Source organism: Pseudomonas sp. DP-17, from assembly GCF_022380625.1.
GTDB lineage: Bacteria > Pseudomonadota > Gammaproteobacteria > Pseudomonadales > Pseudomonadaceae > Pseudomonas > Pseudomonas nitroreducens_A.
This window is the reverse complement of record NZ_JAKSXG010000001.1, coordinates 624,179-641,659: the sequence shown is the minus strand read 5'-3', so window position 1 is coordinate 641,659 and position 17,481 is coordinate 624,179. Positions and strand designations below refer to the sequence as shown.

The 17,481-nt window shown below is 62.8% G+C and carries 21 protein-coding genes and 2 tRNA genes; 16 read left to right on the top strand and 7 right to left on the bottom strand.

The window, feature by feature from the left end:
* The first annotated feature begins 3 nt into the window (after positions 1 to 3).
* From tolR to nadA, 9 genes are all read left to right on the top strand, one after another.
* Positions 4 to 468 (top strand): protein TolR, encoded by a 465-nt coding sequence (tolR, locus tag MJ122_RS02985; RefSeq protein ID WP_026079377.1) that lies wholly within the window; start codon positions 4 to 6, stop codon positions 466 to 468.
* Positions 465 to 1,520 carry a cell envelope integrity protein TolA gene (gene tolA, locus MJ122_RS02980; RefSeq protein WP_085988881.1) on the top strand — a complete coding sequence of 352 codons (1,056 nt, stop codon included), beginning with the start codon at positions 465 to 467 and terminating at the stop codon, positions 1,518 to 1,520. Before tolR ends, tolA begins: the two co-directional genes overlap by 4 nt.
* Positions 1,517 to 2,815: a Tol-Pal system beta propeller repeat protein TolB gene (gene tolB, locus MJ122_RS02975; RefSeq protein WP_088416498.1), complete on the top strand. Its 1,299-nt coding sequence runs from the start codon at positions 1,517 to 1,519 to the stop codon at positions 2,813 to 2,815. Before tolA ends, tolB begins: the two co-directional genes overlap by 4 nt.
* Positions 2,816 to 2,867: 52 nt before the next feature.
* Positions 2,868 to 3,374: a peptidoglycan-associated lipoprotein Pal gene (gene pal, locus MJ122_RS02970; RefSeq protein WP_017522099.1), complete on the top strand. Its 507-nt coding sequence runs from the start codon at positions 2,868 to 2,870 to the stop codon at positions 3,372 to 3,374.
* 3 nt (positions 3,375 to 3,377) lie between these two features.
* On the top strand, positions 3,378 to 4,220 hold the full coding sequence (ybgF, locus tag MJ122_RS02965) for a tol-pal system protein YbgF (RefSeq protein ID WP_239742191.1): 843 nt from the start codon (positions 3,378 to 3,380) through the stop codon (positions 4,218 to 4,220).
* Positions 4,221 to 4,413: 193 nt separating this feature from the next.
* Positions 4,414 to 5,061, top strand: coding sequence for a 7-carboxy-7-deazaguanine synthase QueE (queE, locus tag MJ122_RS02960; protein WP_239742189.1), 648 nt, complete (start codon positions 4,414 to 4,416; stop codon positions 5,059 to 5,061).
* Positions 5,062 to 5,098: 37 nt separating this feature from the next.
* Entirely contained in the window at positions 5,099 to 5,773 is a 675-nt protein-coding gene (gene queC, locus MJ122_RS02955; RefSeq protein WP_239742801.1) for a 7-cyano-7-deazaguanine synthase QueC, read from the top strand.
* A 59-nt stretch (positions 5,774 to 5,832) separates the two neighbouring features.
* Positions 5,833 to 5,908 (top strand) — tRNA-Lys (locus tag MJ122_RS02950).
* A gap of 157 nt (positions 5,909 to 6,065) precedes the next feature.
* A complete protein-coding gene (nadA, locus tag MJ122_RS02945) occupies positions 6,066 to 7,124 on the top strand; it encodes a quinolinate synthase NadA (protein WP_088416501.1) in 1,059 nt (352 codons plus the stop codon).
* 68 nt (positions 7,125 to 7,192) lie between these two features.
* Here the strand turns inward: nadA and MJ122_RS02940 are convergent, their stop codons facing one another.
* Positions 7,193 to 8,629, bottom strand: a complete 1,437-nt coding sequence (locus tag MJ122_RS02940) for a M48 family metalloprotease (RefSeq protein WP_088416502.1) — start codon at positions 8,627 to 8,629, stop codon at positions 7,193 to 7,195.
* A gap of 225 nt (positions 8,630 to 8,854) precedes the next feature.
* On the opposite strand from MJ122_RS02940, the gene MJ122_RS02935 reads away from it, so the two are divergent.
* Positions 8,855 to 9,106, top strand: coding sequence for a sulfurtransferase TusA family protein (locus MJ122_RS02935; RefSeq protein WP_239742186.1), 252 nt, complete (start codon positions 8,855 to 8,857; stop codon positions 9,104 to 9,106).
* Positions 9,107 to 9,160: 54 nt separating this feature from the next.
* Positions 9,161 to 10,240 carry an AI-2E family transporter gene (locus tag MJ122_RS02930; RefSeq protein WP_088416503.1) on the top strand — a complete coding sequence of 360 codons (1,080 nt, stop codon included), beginning with the start codon at positions 9,161 to 9,163 and terminating at the stop codon, positions 10,238 to 10,240.
* Positions 10,241 to 10,287: 47 nt separating this feature from the next.
* Here MJ122_RS02930 and MJ122_RS02925 read toward each other — a convergent pair whose 3' ends face one another.
* Both MJ122_RS02925 and MJ122_RS02920 read right to left on the bottom strand, forming a co-directional pair.
* Positions 10,288 to 10,761, bottom strand: coding sequence for a peroxiredoxin (locus MJ122_RS02925; RefSeq protein ID WP_088416504.1), 474 nt, complete (start codon positions 10,759 to 10,761; stop codon positions 10,288 to 10,290).
* 24 nt (positions 10,762 to 10,785) lie between these two features.
* Entirely contained in the window at positions 10,786 to 11,343 is a 558-nt protein-coding gene (locus MJ122_RS02920; protein WP_088416505.1) for a glycine cleavage system protein R, read from the bottom strand.
* Between the two features lie 171 nt (positions 11,344 to 11,514).
* Between MJ122_RS02920 and dapA the strand changes: the two genes are divergently transcribed.
* From dapA to MJ122_RS02895, 5 genes are all read left to right on the top strand, one after another.
* Positions 11,515 to 12,393 carry a 4-hydroxy-tetrahydrodipicolinate synthase gene (gene dapA / locus MJ122_RS02915; RefSeq protein ID WP_239742184.1) on the top strand — a complete coding sequence of 293 codons (879 nt, stop codon included), beginning with the start codon at positions 11,515 to 11,517 and terminating at the stop codon, positions 12,391 to 12,393.
* 13 nt (positions 12,394 to 12,406) lie between these two features.
* Positions 12,407 to 13,597, top strand: a complete 1,191-nt coding sequence (gene bamC / locus MJ122_RS02910) for an outer membrane protein assembly factor BamC (RefSeq protein ID WP_239742182.1) — start codon at positions 12,407 to 12,409, stop codon at positions 13,595 to 13,597.
* A complete protein-coding gene (locus tag MJ122_RS02905) occupies positions 13,536 to 14,294 on the top strand; it encodes an MBL fold metallo-hydrolase (protein WP_088416508.1) in 759 nt (252 codons plus the stop codon). The genes bamC and MJ122_RS02905 overlap by 62 nt, the downstream gene beginning before the upstream one ends.
* A gap of 28 nt (positions 14,295 to 14,322) precedes the next feature.
* A complete protein-coding gene (gene purC / locus MJ122_RS02900) occupies positions 14,323 to 15,033 on the top strand; it encodes a phosphoribosylaminoimidazolesuccinocarboxamide synthase (RefSeq protein WP_045210340.1) in 711 nt (236 codons plus the stop codon).
* Positions 15,034 to 15,127: 94 nt separating this feature from the next.
* Positions 15,128 to 15,217, top strand: a tRNA-Ser gene (locus MJ122_RS02895).
* 86 nt (positions 15,218 to 15,303) lie between these two features.
* Here MJ122_RS02895 and MJ122_RS02890 read toward each other — a convergent pair.
* The 4 genes from MJ122_RS02890 to MJ122_RS02875 all read right to left on the bottom strand — a co-directional run bounded on the left by MJ122_RS02890 (position 15,304) and on the right by MJ122_RS02875 (position 17,277).
* On the bottom strand, positions 15,304 to 15,669 hold the full coding sequence (locus tag MJ122_RS02890; RefSeq protein WP_239742181.1) for a hypothetical protein: 366 nt from the start codon (positions 15,667 to 15,669) through the stop codon (positions 15,304 to 15,306).
* A 101-nt stretch (positions 15,670 to 15,770) separates the two neighbouring features.
* The gene (locus tag MJ122_RS02885; RefSeq protein WP_017522075.1) at positions 15,771 to 16,118 is read right to left on the bottom strand and encodes a carboxymuconolactone decarboxylase family protein; all 348 of its coding nucleotides are present in this window, start codon (positions 16,116 to 16,118) and stop codon (positions 15,771 to 15,773) included.
* Between the two features lie 140 nt (positions 16,119 to 16,258).
* Entirely contained in the window at positions 16,259 to 16,741 is a 483-nt protein-coding gene (locus tag MJ122_RS02880) for a GreA/GreB family elongation factor (protein WP_239742179.1), read from the bottom strand.
* Between the two features lie 101 nt (positions 16,742 to 16,842).
* Positions 16,843 to 17,277: an RcnB family protein gene (locus MJ122_RS02875; protein ID WP_239742177.1), complete on the bottom strand. Its 435-nt coding sequence runs from the start codon at positions 17,275 to 17,277 to the stop codon at positions 16,843 to 16,845.
* Between the last annotated feature and the right edge of the window lie 204 nt (positions 17,278 to 17,481).

Sequence of the window (17,481 nt, the reverse complement as noted above, 5' to 3'; positions counted from 1 at the left end):
GTCATGGCAAGAGTTCGTCACAAGCGCAAGCCGGTCGCGGAAATGAACGTGGTGCCGTACATCGACGTGATGTTGGTACTGCTGGTCATTTTCATGGTGACCGCGCCCATGCTCAACCAGGGGGTCAAGGTCGACCTGCCCAAGGTTTCCAGCGAAGCGCTGCCGCAGGATAACGATTCCCGCGTGCTCACCATCTCCATCAAGGCCGACAAGACCTACTACTGGAACATGGGCTCCGAAGTGGACCCGGACCAGGGCAAGGCCAGCCAGACTGCCGTGGACCTCGATCAGCTGGTCAACGCTGCCTCCGGCATCATGGCCGAGAACAGTCGCCAGGGTAAGAAAGTGCAGGTCTTCGTCCGTGGGGACAAGGCAGTCGACTATGGCTCGGTCATGGCCGTCATGGGCGGTCTGCAGAAAGCCGGGGTCGGCAACGTCGGTCTGATTACCGAGGCACCAGGTAGTTGATGCACCAGCTCGAGCGCTCTCAATCGGAAGGCTACTTCTGGCCCACGGTCCTGGCCGTGGCCCTGCATGTCCTGATCTTCGCCATGCTGTTCGTCAGCTGGGCCAGCACGCCTGAACTGCCGCCGTCGCGGCCGATCGTCCAGGCCACCCTGTACCAGCTCAAATCCAAGAGCCAGGCGACCCAGCAGACCAACCAGAAGATAGCCGGCGAGTCGAAGAAGACTTCGGCCAAGCAGTACGAGCAGGAGCAGCTCGAGCAGAAGAAGGCTGAGCAGCAGGCACTGGCTGCTGCGAAAGCCGAGGAACAAAAGAAGGCCGACGCGGCTCAAAAGGCTGCTGATGCCGCCGAGAAAGCAGCGGAAGCCAAGAAGGCCGACGATGCCAAGAAGGCGGCCGATGCTGCTGCAGCCGCCAAGAAAGCGGCCGAGGCCAAGGCTGCCGAGCAGAAACAGCAGGCGGACATCGCCAAGAAGAAAGCCGAGGAAGAGGCCAAGAAAGAGGCCGCTGAAGAGGCGAAGAAGAAAGCCGCCGAGGAGGCCAAGAAGAAGGCCGCCGAAGACGCGAAGAAGAAAGCCGCCGCAGATGAAGCCAAGAAGAAGGCTGCAGCGGTCGAGGCTGCGAAGAAGAAGGCTGCCGCTGCGGCCGCCGCCGCAGCCCGAAAGGCAACCGAAGACAAAAAGGCTCAGGCGCTGGCCGAACTGCTGTCGGATGACACGCAACGGCAACAGGCCCTGGCCGACGAGCAAGGTAACGAGGTGGCGGGCAATTTCGACGACCTGATCGTCAGCCTGGTGAGCCAGCAGTGGAGCCGTCCTCCTTCAGCTCGTAACGGAATGAGCGTAGAAGTGCTGATTCAGATGCTGCCGAGCGGCGCCATCACCAACGTGAGCGTGACCCGCTCCAGTGGTGACAAGCCGTTCGATGATTCGGCGGTGGCTGCGGTCCGAAATGTGGGCCGTATTCCCGAACTGCAAAAACTGGATCGCGCCACTTTCGATAGCCTGTATCGTCAGCGCCGAATGGTCTTCAAACCGGAGGATTTAGATCTGTGAGTACCCTGATTCGCTTTGCGCTTTTTGCCCTGGCGCTGGTAGCCGGCGCTGCGCAGGCCGCCGACCCGCTGGTGATCTCCAGCGGTCGTGATTCGGCCGTTCCGATTGCCGTGGTTCCGTTCGGCTGGCAGGGCGGCAACGTCCTGCCCGAAGACATGTCGAACATCATCGGCAACGACCTGCGCAACTCCGGTTACTTCGAGCCGATCCCGCGCCAGAACATGATCAGCCAGCCGGCCCAGGCCAGCGAAGTGATCTACCGCGATTGGCAGGCCCTCGGCGCGCAGTACGTGCTGGTCGGCAGCATCGTACCCAGCGGTGGCCGCCTGCAGATCCAGTACGCCCTGCTCAACGTGGCGACCCAGGAGCAGGTCCTGACCGGCAGCGTGGGCGGCACCACCGACCAGTTGCGCGACATGTCGCACTACATTGCCGACCAGTCGTTCGAGAAGCTCACCGGTATCAAGGGGGCGTTCTCCACCAAGCTGCTCTATGTGACTGCTGAGCGCTTCTCGGTGGACAACACCCGCTATACCCTGCAGCGCTCCGACTATGACGGCGCGCGCCCGGTGACCCTGCTGCAATCGCGCGAGCCGATCCTCTCGCCGCGCTTCTCGCCCGATGGCCGTCGTATTGCCTATGTGTCCTTCGAGCAGAAGCGTCCGCGCATCTTCATGCAATACGTCGACACGGGTCGCCGCGAGCAGATTTCCAACTTCGAAGGCCTCAACGGCGCCCCGGCCTTCTCGCCGGACGGCAACCGCCTGGCCTTCGTGCTGTCGCGCGACGGCAACCCGGAAATCTACGTGATGGATCTGGGCAGCCGCCAGCTGCGTCGCCTGACCAACAACTCGGCGATCGACACCGAACCCTTCTGGGGCGCGGATGGCTCGACCCTGTACTTCACCTCGGACCGTGGCGGCAAACCGCAAATCTACAAGATGAACGTGAACTCGGGCGCTACCGACCGCGTGACCTTCATCGGCAACTACAACGCCAATCCGAAACTCTCGGCGGACGAGAAGACCCTGGTCATGGTTCACCGCCAGGACGGTTTCACCAACTTCCAGATCGCTGCTCAGGACCTTCAGCGCGGTAATCTCCGGGTACTTTCCAATACCAACCTGGATGACTCGCCCACTGTTGCGCCAAATGGCACGATGCTAATATACGCCACCCGCCAGCAGGACCGGGGCGTGTTGATGCTCGTGAGCATCAACGGACGTGTTCGGTTACCGCTACCCACCGCTCAAGGCGACGTGCGCGAGCCTTCCTGGTCCCCTTACCTGAACTGACGGTTGCCAACTGTTTCAAACTTATACACTGGGGTTCATTAGGAGTTACATGATGGAAATGCTGAAATTCGGCAAATTTGCCGTTATCGCCCTCGCCATGGCCGTAGCCGTAGGCTGCTCGTCCAAGAAAGGCGATGCTACTGGTGAAGGCGCCAATGGCGGCGTTGATCCGAACGCTGGCTACGGCGCGAACAGCGGTGCCGTTGACGGCTCCCTGAGCGACGAAGCGGCCCTGCGCGCTATCACCACCTTCTACTTCGAGTACGACAGCTCCGACCTGAAGCCGGAAGCCATGCGTGCCCTGGACGTACACGCCAAGGACCTGAAAGGTTCCGGCCAGCGCGTAGTCCTGGAAGGTCACACTGACGAGCGCGGCACCCGCGAGTACAACATGGCTCTGGGCGAGCGTCGTGCCAAGGCCGTTCAGCGCTACCTGGTACTGCAGGGCGTTTCCCCGGCTCAGCTGGAACTGGTTTCCTACGGCAAGGAGCGTCCGGTTGCCACTGGCCACGACGAGCAGTCCTGGGCCCAGAACCGTCGCGTTGAGCTGAAGAAGTAAGACATGCCGATGCGCCTGCGTTTTCTGACCTTGATCGCATGCGGACTGCCGCTCATGGCGGCAGCCGCGGTTCCGGTACAGGACGGCAATGGTGGCTATGCCAACCAGCCTCCCTCGGGTTATGGCACCGCAGGCGCTGATGGCGCCTACGCCGGAGGCGGGATGACTACTCCCGTCTCCGGTCAGGCTCAGCTGTTCATGCAGCTGCAGCAGATGCAGGACGAGATGTCCCGTCTGCGCGGCATGCTCGAAGAGCAGCAGAACCAGATCCAGCAGATGAAGCAGGAAAACCAGGAGCGCTTCCAGGACATCGACAGCCGCCTTTCCAGCGGTGCAGGTGCGGGAGCGGCCGGTGCTGCAGTTCAATCCAATTCCCCCGCTGCCGGCGTCAGTGCCGGCGCTGCCGCCGGGGCTGGCGTAGCCGCCGCCCAGCAACAGCAGTCCGCCGCCAGCAGCGAGCCGGGTGACCCGGCAAAAGAGAAGCTCTACTACGACGCCGCCTTCGACCTGATCAAGGCCAAGGACTTTGACAAGGCCAGCCAGGCCTTCGGCGCCTTCCTGCGCAAGTACCCGAGCAGCCAGTACGCTGGCAACGCGCAGTACTGGCTGGGTGAAGTGAACCTCGCCAAGGGTGATCTGCAGGGCGCCGGCCAGGCCTTCGCCCGTGTCAGCCAGGCCTACCCGAGCAGCGCCAAGGTGCCGGACTCACTGTACAAGCTCGCCGACGTCGAGCGCCGCCTGGGCAATACCGACAAGGCCCGCGGCATCCTGCAGCAGGTCGTGGCCCAGTATCCGGGCACTTCCGCTGCCCAGCTGTCCCAGCGTGACCTGAAGAACCTCAAGTAAGGTTCCGCACTGTCCGAAAACCCGCGCCCGTCGCGGGTTTTTTCGTTAGAATTGCCGCCCCCGGAAAGCGCCAGTGGTTTCAGCTCGGCTGATGTCTGCTGTGTTCCGGGCCTTCCGGGCGCCTGTGAGCGCGCCCACGACTCCAACGCAACGGAGGCGGATGGCCTGTGTAGCCGTCACGCCCGTGGCTGATATGCAACAGACCCTGCGCATTACCGAGATTTTCTACTCGTTGCAGGGGGAGACGCGCACCGCCGGCTTGCCGACCGTGTTCGTACGCCTGACCGGCTGTCCCCTGCGCTGCAATTACTGCGATACCGCGTATGCCTTCAGTGGCGGCGAGATCCAGACCCTTGATGCGATCCTCGAGCAAGTCGCGCAGTACCGCCCGCGCTACGTCTGCGTGACGGGCGGCGAACCGCTGGCCCAGCCGAATTGCATTCCGCTACTCGAGCGCTTGTGCAATGCCGGCTACGACGTCTCGCTGGAAACCAGTGGCGCGCTGGATATTTCCGCCAGCGACCGCCGTGTCAGCCGCATTCTTGACCTGAAGACTCCTGGCTCCGGGGAAGTGATGCGCAATCGCTACGAGAATATTGGCGAGCTGACGGCCAACGACCAGGTGAAGTTCGTCATCTGCTCCCGCGAGGACTACGACTGGGCTGTATCCAAGCTGATCGAGTACCGCCTGGAGCAACGTGCTGGCGAAGTCCTGTTCTCGCCTAGCCACCGTGAAGTGGATGCGCGTGCGCTGGCCGACTGGATTGTCAGCGACAACCTGCCGGTGCGCCTGCAACTGCAGCTGCACAAGATTCTCTGGAACGACGAACCGGGCCACTGAGCGCGGAGGAGACCTTCTTATGTCCATCAAGCAATCCGTGAACGACAAGAAAGCCGTAATCCTGCTCTCCGGTGGCCTGGACTCTGCGACCGTGATCGCCATGGCCAAGGCCGACGGCTACGACTGCTACACCATGAGCTTCGACTACGGCCAGCGTCACCGTGCCGAGCTGCAGGCTGCCGAGCGGGTCGCTCGTCAGCTGGGCGTGATCGAGCACAAGGTGATCGGCCTGAACCTGAACGGCATCGGCGGTTCGGCCCTGACCGACACCAGCATCGAGGTGCCTGAAGCGCCCAGCGAAGGCATCCCGGTGACCTATGTGCCGGCGCGCAACACCGTATTTCTCTCTCTTGCCCTGGGCTGGGCGGAGGTGTTGGGCGCACGGGATATCTTCATTGGCGTCAATGCCGTGGACTATTCCGGCTACCCGGATTGCCGCCCCGAGTTCGTCGAGGCTTTCGAGCGCATGGCGAACCTTGCGACCAAGGCGGGCGTGGAGGGTGACGGCTTCCGTATCCAGGCGCCTCTGCAGTTCCTCTCCAAGGCGCAGATCATCGAGGCGGGCATCGCCCAGGGCGTGGACTACAGCCTGACCGTTTCCTGCTATCAGGCCGATGATGATGGACGTGCGTGCGGTAAATGCGACAGCTGCCGACTGCGTTCCGAGGGCTTTTCCGCCGCCGGAATTTCCGACCCTACGCGATATTTCTGAAAAAAGTTTTCGCGGGGTGTTGTTTTTACGTTAGAAATCAGTATTATACGCACCACGTCGGGTCGTTAGCTCAGTCGGTAGAGCAGTTGGCTTTTAACCAATTGGTCGTAGGTTCGAATCCTACACGACCCACCATCACATCCTGTGAAAGCCCCGTGATCGAAAGGTCACGGGGCTTTTGCCATGTGCCGGAAAAAGCCTGCTGTACGGCCGTCGACGCCGCATCGCATCAAGGGCAGTGGTGATAAAATCGCCGGCATAATCAGACCGTGCCTGTTGAGGTTCTCACACGATGTCCCAGATTTCCGAACGCCTGCTGGTCCAGGCCCATCTGGCGGCGAAGCAGCCGCGGGTGCTGAGCGCGCAGGAAGAGGCCGATTACCGTGCGGCCATCGCCGCCGAACTGAAGGCGCAGAATGCCGTGCTCGTGGCGCACTACTACTGCGACCCGGTGATCCAGGCGCTGGCGGAAGAGACTGGCGGCTGTGTTTCCGATTCGCTGGAAATGGCCCGTTTCGGCAACCAGCATTCGGCGCAGACGGTAGTGGTCGCCGGTGTTCGCTTCATGGGCGAAACTGCCAAAATCCTCAATCCGGAAAAGCGCGTGCTGATGCCCACCCTGGAAGCGACCTGCTCTCTCGACCTGGGCTGTCCGGTAGAAGAGTTCTCCGCTTTCTGCGACAAGCATCCCGAGCGCACCGTGGTGGTCTACGCAAACACCTCGGCAGCGGTGAAAGCGCGCGCCGACTGGGTGGTGACCTCCAGCTGCGCCGTAGAAATCGTCGAGCACCTGATGGACAACGGCGAGCCGATCCTCTGGGCGCCGGACCAGCACCTGGGTCGCTATATCCAGCGCGAAACCGGCGCTGACATGCTGCTCTGGGACGGAGCCTGCATCGTCCACGAGGAGTTCAAGGCCAAGCAGTTGGAAGACCTCAAGGCGGTCTACCCGGATGCTGCGATCCTGGTGCACCCGGAGTCGCCGGAAGCGGTGGTGGAGCTGGCCGATGCCGTGGGTTCCACCAGCCAGTTGATCAAGGCTGCGCAGACGTTGCCGAACAAGCGCTTCATCGTCGCCACCGACCGCGGCATCTTCTACAAGATGCAGCAGCTGTGCCCGGACAAGGAGTTCATCGAAGCACCCACCGCCGGCAACGGTGCGGCTTGCCGCAGCTGCGCGCACTGCCCGTGGATGGCCATGAACACCCTGGAGCGCACCCTGGCGTGCCTGAAGGAAGGCTCGGGAGAAATCTTCGTCGACCCAGCGCTGATTCCCAAGGCGATCAAGCCGCTCAAGCGCATGCTCGACTTTACCCAGGCGGCGAAGCTTAAGCTGGCAGGCAATGCCTGATCAGGTTGAATGAATGAAAAAGCCCGGCCGATGCCGGGCTTTTTCATGGTTTCCTGCAGGTTCCTGGCTCAGCGGCCCATCATTTCCTTGAGAATGCGTTCCTGGTCGCGGAATTCCTGCTGTCGGGCGTCCAGGCGCGCGGCCAGGGTGAAGTTGCCGCCGGCGCGGCGCTTGGCGAAGTCCAGTTGCTCGATCGCCTGCTTGTAGTCGCCAGTGAGCGCGTAGTACTCCGCGCGAGCCTGGTACACACCAATGGCGTTGCCACTCAGGGTGCAGGCGTCGGCCAGACGGCTCCAGACGTCCGGGTCCAGCGGACGGCGCTGGGACAGCTTGAACAGCGTCTTCTCGGCGTCGGCAGCGCGGTTGGTCTTCATCATCAGGTCGGCGTTGGCCTGGATCAGCGGATAGCTGTCCGGGTACTGGCCGAGCATCTTCTGCACCCGCGCCTGGGCATCGGGCAGCTTGTTGGCGGTAATGTCCACGTCGGCCATCGCCAGGTTGTAGCTGATGTCGTTGGGGGCCTTGGCCAGCAGTTGCTGGAGATTGCTGCGGGCCTCGTTGAGCTGGCCGATCTTGGTTTGTGACAGGGCCAGGCCGTAACGGGCGGCGTCGTTCTTCGGGTCATCGTCGAGCTGGGCGCGGAACTGCTTGCTGGCCATGCCCGGCGTGTCCTCGAACATCTGCTGGACGCGGGCGCGCATCAGCTCGTAGCGCAGCGAGTCTTCCTTGCCGCCCTTGGGGTACTGCTCGGCGCGGTTGCGGGTGTCGGCGATACGCGATTCGGTCACCGGGTGCGTCAGCAGGAATTCCGGCGGCTTGCCCTCGTAGCGGTACTGGCGGGCCAGGCGCTCGAACATGTTGGGCATGGAGCGCGGGTCGTAGCCAGCACGGACCATGGTGGCGACGCCGACGCGGTCGGCTTCCTGCTCGTTCTGCCGGGAGAAGCGCAACTGGTTCTGGATCGCCGCAGCCTGGGTGCCGGCAATGGCGGCGATACCGGCGTCACCGGCACCGGCGGCCGCGGCGACGATGCCCGCCAGCATGGCGGCCATCACCGGAATCTGCATGCGCTGCTGTGCTTCGATGCCACGGGCGAAGTGGCGTTGGCTCAGGTGGCCGAGTTCGTGCGCCAGTACCGCAATGTACTCGCCTTCGGTCTGGGCATAGATGAACAGGCCACCGTTGACGCCGACCACGCCGCCGGGGGCGGCGAAGGCGTTGATCTGCTTGTCGCGTATCAGGATGAAGGCCAGACGGTGATCCTGCAGTTCACTGGACTCGGCAAGGCGGTAGACGCTGGACTCGACATAGTCCTTGAGTTGCGGATCGTTGAGCGTGTCGACCTGGTTGCGCAGCATGCTCAGCCAGGCGCGGCCGAGCTGGAATTCCTGCTCCGGGGAGACGATGGACGAGCTCGCGTCCCCCAGGGAAGGAAGGTCGTCCGCCAAGGCCGGCATGGCGAGGGCGACAGCGAGCGACAGCAGGGCAGGGCGGAGTACTTTCATGTACACGAGGCTCGTTCCGAGAAAGGCTCTACTTTAGCTGCACGCCGTCGCCTATGCCTAGTTTGCAGGGCGGAAGTGCGGCGCAATTCGAAACGGGTATTTCCGCTCCGCTGCGGGTCTAGCCCCTGTGCTGACGGCTGGATCGATGATCTGCGTCGCGGTCAGGCCTGGTTACTTTTCCAACGCTTTCGGTATTCTTGGGCGCCCTGACTGGAGTTCGTTTCGATGTCCGATTCCACGCCGTCTGTCCCCGCCTGTGACGCGGAGCTGGACGCCAGCGGTCTCAATTGTCCGTTGCCGCTGCTCAAGGCCAAGCTGGAGCTGAACCGTCTTTCCAGCGGAGCGGTGCTCAAGGTGATCGCCACCGATGCGGGTTCCCAGCGTGACTTCCGCGTTTTCGCCGACCTTGCCGGGCACTCGCTGCTGCATGAAGAGGTCGAAGCCGGCGTCTATCGCTACTGGCTGCGCAAGAAGTAGCCCCTGATCCCCGGCAACGGCGACGTTGCCCCTTTCGTTTTGCAGGTTTCGTTGATGCTCAAGGTTTTGCAGGACTGGATGCAGCGCTATTTCTCCGACGAGGAGGCGATAGTGCTGGCGGTCATTCTCGGTCTGGGATTCACCGTCATCCTGGCCTTTGGCGGGATGCTTGCGCCGGTGCTCGCGGCGATGGTCATCGCCTTCCTGATCCAGGGCATGGTGGGTGTGCTGGAACGCCTGCGCGTGCCGCATCTGTTCGCAGTGTGGCTGGTGTACTCGCTGTTCCTCGGGCTGCTCGCGGTGTTCCTGCTGGTGCTGGTACCGCTGGTGTGGAAGCAGTTGTTCACCTTGTTCAATGAACTGCCCGGCATGCTCGGCGAGTGGCAGGCCACCTTGTTGATGCTGCCCGAACGTTATCCGGACATGGTTACCGAAGAACAGGTGCTGCGCACCGTCGAGGCAGCACGCAGCGAGCTGGGCCAGCTTGGTCAGTGGGCGCTGACCTTCTCCCTGTCGGGCTTGCCAGTGGTGGTCAACGTCATGATCTACCTCGTCCTGGTGCCGATCCTGGTGTTCTTCTTCCTCAAGGACCGCCGCCGCTTCTACCACTGGTTTCGCCGCTACCTGCCACGCGAGCGCGGGCTGATGAAGCAGGTGTGGAACGAGATGAACCAGCAGATCGCCAACTACATCCGCGGCAAGGTCATCGAGATCTTCATCACCGGCGTGACGACCTACATCGCCTTCGCGGTGCTCGGCCTGAACTATGCGGCGCTGCTCGCGCTGCTGGTTGGCCTGTCGGTGGTGGTGCCTTATATCGGCGCGGTGGTGGTCACCGTGCCGGTGGCAATGATCGCGCTGTTCCAGTGGGGCTGGAGTGACCAGTTCATCTACCTGATGGCCGCGCACGCGATCATCCAGGCGCTGGATGGCAACGTGCTGGTGCCGCTGCTGTTCTCCGAGGCGGTGAACCTGCACCCGGTGGCGATCATCTGTGCGGTGCTGCTGTTCGGCGGGTTGTGGGGCTTCTGGGGCGTGTTCTTCGCCATCCCGCTGGCGACCCTGGTGAAGGCCGTGCTGGATGCCTGGCCGCGCCAGCCCGCGCCGGAGCGTCAGGTCAGTCCGATGATGTAAACGAAAAAGGCCGCTGATCGGCGGCCTTTTCCTGCGTGCGGTATCGCTCAGCCCCTGTTCAGTTCCTGGGCGGCAGCGAGCACGGCATCCACATGGCCGGGCACCTTCACGCCGCGCCATTCCTGGCGCAGCACGCCCTTGGCGTCGATCAGGAAGGTGCTGCGGTCAACGCCCAGGTATTCCTTGCCATAGAGTTTCTTCAGCTTGATCACGTCAAACAGCTGGCAGACCGCCTCGTCCTTGTCGCTGATCAGCTCGAAGGGGAAGCATTGCTTGGCCTTGAAGTTCTCGTGGGACTTGATGCCGTCGCGGGATACACCGAACACCAGGGTATTGGCCTTGGCAAAGTCTTCGATCTTGTCGCGGAAGCCCTGGCCTTCGGTGGTGCAGCCCGGAGTGCTGTCCTTCGGGTAGAAATACAGGACGACCTGCTTGCCCTTGAGCTCGGACAGGCGGAAGTCGACGCCGCTGGTGGCCGGGGCCTGGAAATCGGCGACGGGTTTGTTCAGTTCGACTGCCATGGGAAATTTCTCCTTGAGAGCCCCTTACGGGTGCTGCGGACGCCAGGGCTCGATCAGTGCATCCAGGTTCAGTGCATCGGCGAAGTCGAGGAACTGATCGCGCAGCCAGCTGATCTGGGTGCCGGCCGGCAGGGTCACGGTGATGGTGGCGTTGAGCATGCTGGTGTTGGTGTGCGGCGCTTGATAAGTGTCGCAGGTGAGGTTCTCCAGCTCGATGTTGTGATCGATGAAGAACTGGCAGATCTCGTTGAGGATATCCGGGCGATAGACGGCGCTGACATAGGCCACGTAGGGCAGGGCCTGGGCACGGGTGACATGGACATTGCTGCGGGTGACGCTGAGGGTGAAGCCGTGGCGCTTGGCCAGGGGCGACAGGCCGCCTTCCAGGCGCGCAAGGGCATCCCAGCTGCCGGAGACCTGCAGGACCAGAGCGCTGAACTCGCCGTGACGGGTCAGGCGGCTGCTGACCACCGAGCAGCGGTTGTCGACGCAGGTGCGGCACAGCACACTGGTCAACTCCATCGGGTTCGGGCCCAGAGCACTGATCAGAAGGAATTGTTCACGAGGGTGAGAGGTGGACATGCAGCTTTCCTGGGAGTGGCGGCCAAGCGGGCCGCATCGACAAAGGAGAAAGGGTAGCGAAAAGCGCCGGCAAGGGGAATGTCTGGCCGCTCGTGGGTCGCTGCGTCACCTTGTGCGTGGCCGGTGGCGACAGTACCATTACGGCTTTCTTTTTCCGGCAGGAGCGGTTGCATGATTGCGGGCAGTATGGTGGCGCTGGTCACCCCCTTCGATGCTCAGGGTCGACTGGATTGGGACAGCCTCGCGAAGCTGGTGGACTTCCACCTGCAGGAAGGTACCAACGCCATCGTAGCGGTCGGCACCACTGGTGAGTCGGCCACCCTGGACGTGAAAGAACACCTGGAAGTGATCCGTCGCGTGGTCGACCAGGTCAACGGCCGCATCCCGGTCATCGCCGGCACCGGCGCGAACTCCACCCGCGAGGCCGTCGAACTGACCGAGGCTGCCAAGTCCGGCGGCGCCGATGCCTGCCTGCTGGTGACCCCGTACTACAACAAGCCGACCCAGGAAGGCCTGTACCAGCACTTCCGCCATATCGCCGAAGCCGTTGCCATCCCGCAGATCCTCTACAACGTGCCGGGCCGCACTGCCTGCGACATGCTGCCCGAGACCGTCGAGCGCCTGTCCAAGGTGCCGAACATCGTCGGCATCAAGGAAGCCACCGGTGATCTGCAGCGCGGCAAGGAAGTACTGGACCGCGTCGGCAAGGACTTCCTCGTCTACTCCGGTGACGACGCCACCGCCGTCGAGCTGATGCTGATGGGCGGCAAGGGCAATATCTCGGTGACCGCCAACGTTGCTCCGCGCGCCATGAGCGAGCTGTGCGCCGCCGCCATGCGTGGCGACGCCGCCGCTGCGCGCGCCATCAACGATCGCCTGATGCCCCTGCACAAGTCGCTGTTCATCGAATCCAATCCCATCCCGGTCAAGTTCGCCCTGCACGAAATGGGGCTGATTCCAGAGGGCATCCGCCTGCCTCTGACCTGGCTCAGCCCGCGCTGCCACGAACCGCTGCGTCAGGCCATGCGCCAGACCGGCGTTCTGGCTTAAGGAGCTCCCTCGCATGAAGCGACTGGCAGGACTGACTGCGCTCGCCCTGGTTATCGGCAACACTTCCGGCTGCGGCTGGCTGTGGGGCCCGGAAGGCTACTTCCGCGACCGTGGCGACGATTACCTGAACGCCCGTGAAACTGCACCGATGAAGGTGCCTGAGGGGCTGCAGAGCAAACAACTCGACCCGCTGCTGCCGATCCCGATGAACGTCGCCACCAGCACCGAGAAGGAAGGCGATTTCGAAGTGCCTCGCCCGCAGCCGCTGTTCGGCGCTGGCGAAGTCAGCGACTTCAGCCTGCAGAAGAGTGGCGATTCGCGCTGGCTGGTTGCCCAGCGTCCGCCGGCCGAAGTCTGGCCGGTTGCCCACCAGTTCTTCCAGGATAACGGCTTCTCCATCGCCAACGAGCGCCCGCAGACTGGCGAATTCAGCACCAACTGGCAGCCTCTGTCGCAGCTTTCCGCGCCCCTGGCGCGTCGCCTGAGCAGCCGTGTATCGGGCGTCGAGCCTGACAGTGAAGCGCGCGTTCGCGTGCGCATCGAGCCGGGCGTGCAGACCAACACCAGCGAAGTCTACGTGCTGAGCGAAACCCGCCCGGCCGGCAGCACCGCCACGGGTGATTGGCCGACCAAGCCGGCCGTGCCGAGCCTGGATGCTGCACTGCTCGACGAAATGATCGCCAGCATGGCCACCAGCGCCGAGAAGGGCGGCTCCGTCTCCCTGCTCGCCGCGCACTCGGACTACGACACCCCCGGTGCCGTCCAGCTGAACAAGGACGGCAGCGGCAACCCGGTGCTGACCATCGACTCCGACTTCGACCGTGCCTGGGTCAGCGTGGGGCGCGCCCTGGATCGCGCCGACATCCGTGTCGACGACCTCAACCGCAGCCTGGGCGTGTACTACGTCAACATCGCCGAAGGCGCGAAGAAGAAGGACGAAGACAAGCCTGGCTTCTTCAGCCGCATGTTCGGTGGTGGCGAGAAGACCAAGGAAGAAGAGGACGCCAAGGCCCAGCGGTACCAGGTCCGCCTGACCAGCGTGAGCAACACCGTCCAGATCACCGTCGACAAAGACATCAACACCTCCGCACCGGCTGACGTGGCGCAGGGCGTGCTTGAGAAACTCCAGGAGAGTATGCGGAATGCACTTCGCGGTCCTGGGGAGCGGAAGCCGGGGCAATTCGGCCTTGGTGAGCAGTTCTGACACCCGGATACTGATCGATTGCGGCTTCCCGCTGCGTGAAACCATCCGCCGTCTGGCGCGCCTGGGTGTAGAGCCCGGGCAGCTGGACGCGATACTGGTTACGCACGAGCACTCCGATCACATCAACGGCGTCGAACTGCTGGCCCGGCACCATCGAATACCCGTGTACCTCAGCGCCGGTACCCTGCAGGGAATGCGCAAGCCGGTGACCCCGGCGGGGCTGCTCAAATGCGGCGACCGCCTGGTACTGAAAGACCTGGAAGTCACTGCGGTGGGCGTCTCCCACGATGCGCGGGAGCCTCTGCAGTACGTGTTTTCCGATGGCCGGAAGCGCTTTGGCCAGCTCACCGATCTGGGAGCTGCCACGGCGCAGGTGCTGGAATGCTATCGTGGCCTCGACGCATTGATCGTCGAAGCGAACCACGATACCGACATGCTGGCCCGCGGTCCGTATCCCTATCCCCTCAAGGTCCGTGTAGGCGGCCAATGGGGACATTTGAACAACCGGCAGGCCGCCGAACTCGTGGCCCAGCTGGGCTGGGAAAGCCTGCAGCACCTGGTGCTGGCGCATCTCAGCGAAAAGAACAACTCGCCGCAGCTGGCCCGGCAAAGCTTCGTCGACACCTTAGGGTGCGACCCGGACTGGCTGCAGGTAGCCGATCAGCATTCTGGACTCGACTGGCGCACCATCGCCTGAGTCCACCCCTAAGCAAGCGGAGCCCATCATGGAAAAACGCGAAGAACTCTATCGCGGCAAGGCCAAGTCGGTTTACACCACCGATGACGCCGACCGCCTCGTCCTGCTGTTCCGCAACGACACCTCGGCGTTCGACGGCAAGCGCATCGAACAGCTCGATCGAAAGGGCATGGTGAACAACAAGTTCAACGCCTTCATCATGCAGAAGCTCGAAGCCGCCGGCATTCCGACCCAGTTCGACGCCCTGCTGTCGGACAACGAAGTGCTGGTGAAGAAGCTCGCCATGATTCCGGTCGAATGCGTCGTGCGCAACTACGCCGCTGGAAGCCTGGTACGCCGCCTGGGCGTGGAAGAGGGGCTGCAACTCACCCCGCCGACCTTCGAACTGTTCCTGAAGAACGACGCCCTGGGCGACCCGTTCATCAACGAATCCCATGTCCAGGCCTTCGGCTGGGCGACCCTGGAGCAACTGGCCGAAATGAAGGCCTACTCCTTCAAGGTCAACGAAGTGTTGAACAAGCTGTTCGACGACGCCGGCCTGCTGCTCGTGGACTTCAAGCTCGAGTTCGGCCTGTTCCACGGCAAGATCGTCCTGGGCGACGAGTTCAGCCCGGATGGCTGCCGCCTGTGGGACAAGGAAACCCGCAAGAAGATGGACAAGGACCGCTTCCGTCAGGGTTTGGGTGACGTTATCGAGGCCTATGAAGAAGTCGCTCACCGTCTCGGCGTACCGCTCTGATCTGACGAGCGCACGCAAGCGCCTGATACCACGAAAAAAATCCTGAAACAGGGCTTCGCCTTCAGGCTTCAAGCTGGTATCATGCGCGCCGCACGGAGAGATGCCGGAGTGGCCGAACGGGACGGATTCGAAATCCGTTGAACCAGCAATGGTTCCTAGGGTTCAAATCCCTATCTCTCCGCCATTACATATGGCCAAAACCCCTGAAATGCCCTGGCGTTTCAGGGGCTTTGTCTTTTCTGGCTCCTGAAAACGCTGCCCAGCGCTTTACTACCCGCAATATCCATCCATCTTCTCCCGGTTCCCCTGCGTGGGATTCGCCTGGTACTGCTGTAGCCAGAATTGGCACGGCGCGCTGTTGAAGCGCTTTTCCTGCTCCGTTCTCTCGACCTGTTGATTCTGCTGATCCTGCGCAGCCTGCTGACGTTGCAGATACTGCTGGAACATTTCCTCTTTGCTACGCGGTGCTGGCGGAGCAATCGGCGCTGTCTGGGTTGGCGCAGCGAGGCGGGTGACGGCCGGCGGCAGTTCGGACCAGGCCAGCCAGGCGGTTGCGGCGACGGCGAGGCAGCCAAGCCAGATTCCGGCGGCAATGCTGAAGGTGAGTTTCCAGAAGCTGACTGTGAGTTGGGACATAAGCAGAGGCTGTGGTTGGCGATGTCCCACAGATACCTCATCCGCACCCTTGACGGAAGGAGGCAGGCCCGCGACGCCTCGCTGCGTCGCGGGCTGAGGGCTCATTTCGGAGCGGCAGCGGACTCGTAGGCTTCGAGGGCTCGCAGGGAGTAGATGTAGGCGGCGCCGGCGTTGAGGGATATGGCGGTGGCCAGGGTCTGGGCGATCTCGGCTTCGGTGGCGCCGGCCTTGCGCGCGGCTTCGGCATGGACGCCGATGCAGCCATCGCAGCGGGTGGTGATGGCCACTGCGATGGCGATCAGTTCGCGGGTCTTGGCATCCAGGGCGTCACCGTCAGCGGCAGCGGCTTCCAGGGCCTGGTAGGCGGCGATCATCTTCGGGTGTTTCTTGCCCAGCGCGCCGAAGGCTTTCTTCACGGCGGGAACGTACTCGGACCAGTTGAACAGCATGATGCTTCTCCTTGAGGCCAGGGATGGGGTGTGGCCTTGAAGCTTAGTCTGCGTCAGCCGGCGTGCCTCGTATTGTCTGTTCCGCTCAGTTTTTTTATCGATGCGCTCGTCTGTCGTTGTTCGGGCCGGCGCAGGGTTGATCAATAGGCCTCGAGGATTTCGTAGCGCTGGCGAGCGCTGCCGGTTCCGATTTCCACTTCGTCGCCGGGATGGCGGTGAAGCAGGGCGCTGCCCAGCGGGGCGCGCGTAGTGATGACCAGGATCTCGCGCCCTTCGAACTGCACCTTGAGGCCTGCGCCGTCCGGACCGAGGAAGACCCAGCGTTGCTGGTCCTGCTCGTTGACCAGTTGCACCAGGGCGCTGGTCTGGATGCCCTGTTCCTCGTCGAAATCGCGCAGTTGCAGATTCTCGAACAGCGACAGCGCCTGGCGGATTTCCTCCACGCGGCGTGATTGGCCGGCGGCGAGGTAGGCCGCTTCCAGGCCGAGCGTGTCGTATTTGTTTTCGGCGATGTTCTCCTCGTGGGTCGCGGTCTCGTGGGCCGTTTGGGCGGCACGCACGGCGACATCGAGGTCTTCGGCGAGGCGGGCGAGAATCAGTTGATAGGTGCGTTTCTTGTCCATGGCGGCAGGCTGGAAATAAAGGCGCCTATCCTAGGGCCTTTACCCGGCGCCTGCGACCCTTTCCCGCCCAGGCGCGGAGGGGCCACGCCAGGGCTGAGGGATCAGTAGCCGCTGAGGATGTTGACGATCACGCCGCTGGCGATGGCGACCAGGACGTAGTCGCCATTCACGTACAACCAGCGATGGTCACGCGGCGGCGCGTACAGGTGGCGAGAATGCCAATCCGTGACCCAGTAGCGATCGCCGCGATAGGCGGGCTCCACGATGACGCCGCGCCGCCAATCACGATGGGGGACTGGCATACCGGCTTGCGGGCGATAATCCGGGCTGCGGTAGGAATGGGCGTTGCCCGGGCCGGGACCTGCCGGGTCATATCGTCCGCCCTGCGGCACTTGTTGCGGCGGGTGTTGCGGTTGCGGCCCGCGATTGTCCTGCCGGCCGGGGGCATTGTCCGGACCGGGGCCGGGCTGGGCGAAACTGACCAGCGGGCTACCGAGCATCAGGGCGGCACAGAGCAGGGCGACGGACTTTCTCATGGGGATCTCCTGGCACAACCGGCTGAGCGGTGCGCATTTCACATTCTGGCCCGGATGATCCGGGCACTTCATGAGACCGCACCGCTGCATCAACCGGTGCCAAGACTAAGTAAATGTCTGGTAAAGAGTTTTTCCGGTTTGTCAGCGTCCGGATACACGGAGCTGCAGAGTTGGAAAAGAGGTCGTGAATACCTTCAGCTTTGT